This window comes from Microcystis sp. LE19-41.2A, from assembly GCF_027530405.1.
Lineage (GTDB): Bacteria > Cyanobacteriota > Cyanobacteriia > Cyanobacteriales > Microcystaceae > Microcystis > Microcystis aeruginosa.
Genome location: NZ_JAPZQJ010000483.1, coordinates 1 through 1,001 on the forward strand (window position 1 = coordinate 1; position 1,001 = coordinate 1,001).

Consider the following 1,001-nt stretch of genomic DNA (forward strand, 5'->3'; position numbering starts at 1 on the left):
GGTTATGGAGAGCAGCGTTTTGTCACATTCGGTTTGTTGCAAGGGCGAGTGATTGCCGTTGTCCATACAGAACGTGAGGATTGCACCCGTATTATTTCTGCAAGAAAAGCGACGAAATATGAACAACGAACCTACTTCGAGTAACCCTCAAACTGATTGGCAACGATTGGATGCGATGAGCGATGAAGATATTGATTGATCAGATTGTCCAGAGATTACGCCAGAAATGTTTGCTAAGGCGGTAGTGCGGCGGGGTTTACCTGCTACAAAAGCCAAGGCTCAAGTTATACTCCCCATTGATAGCGATGTATTGTAAAGTTTCAATAGAAATATAGTCAGATATACTCAGGCATGGCAATATATGGACATGAAACTATCAGACTATTGTTCGTCACGAGATTTGCTTCGTGTAGGCTAGACTGTAAGCAGCTAACTAAATCACCCTCTCATGATAGAGATTTCCCCATGCCCCAAGCCTTGAAAGCAATTTATCATAGTGGTACGTTCATCCTTCAAACAGCTTACGATTTACCTGAAGGCACTGAGGTGGAGCTTTTTGTAAAATCACCTCAAATTATTCCCCCAAAGATTACCGATATTGCGGCTAGGCAGAATTTTTTAAGGCTGCTTGTTGAGCGAATGCAACAAAACCCCATTCCCTCGGCTCTTCTCGACTTTGTGTGATAATTTTTGCTTATGGAATCGTGAAATGCTTACTGGGCAAGACTTTTAGGACTATTTTGCGGAAGAAACTATCAGTATAGACCTCGTTTCCACACAGAAACCAGAAGAGCCTTCCCTCTAATGCTCCCCAGTTTACTAGAGATATGTTGCATGAACGCCGTTGACACAAATGTTTTAATTTACCGAAATTTTGGGTTAAAGCCCCGTCCTTTTAGGACGGCTTTTTAAACTATAGCTTGTTAACTTAACTTTTATTGTGCTATACTGATTTTATCTAAGTAACCCGTGCGTAAAATGTTTGTCTTAGAGTTTAAAGT

At 41.3% G+C, this 1,001-nt stretch carries 2 protein-coding genes; both read left to right on the plus strand.

Going from position 1 to position 1,001, the window contains the following annotated elements:
• A partial coding sequence (locus tag O9290_RS20500; RefSeq protein WP_353852160.1) for a BrnT family toxin occupies positions 1-144 on the plus strand: 144 nt, incomplete at its 5' end.
• A 321-nt stretch (positions 145-465) separates the two neighbouring features.
• A complete protein-coding gene (locus O9290_RS20505; protein WP_288087492.1) occupies positions 466-684 on the plus strand; it encodes an antitoxin family protein in 219 nt (72 codons plus the stop codon).
• Positions 685-1,001: the final 317 nt, after the last annotated feature.

What these genes read in the sequence shown, in the direction of transcription:
- O9290_RS20505 (WP_288087492.1), top strand. Translation starts at nt 466, where the DNA reads ATGCCCCAAGCCTTGAAAGCAATTTATCATAGTGGTACGTTCATCCTT.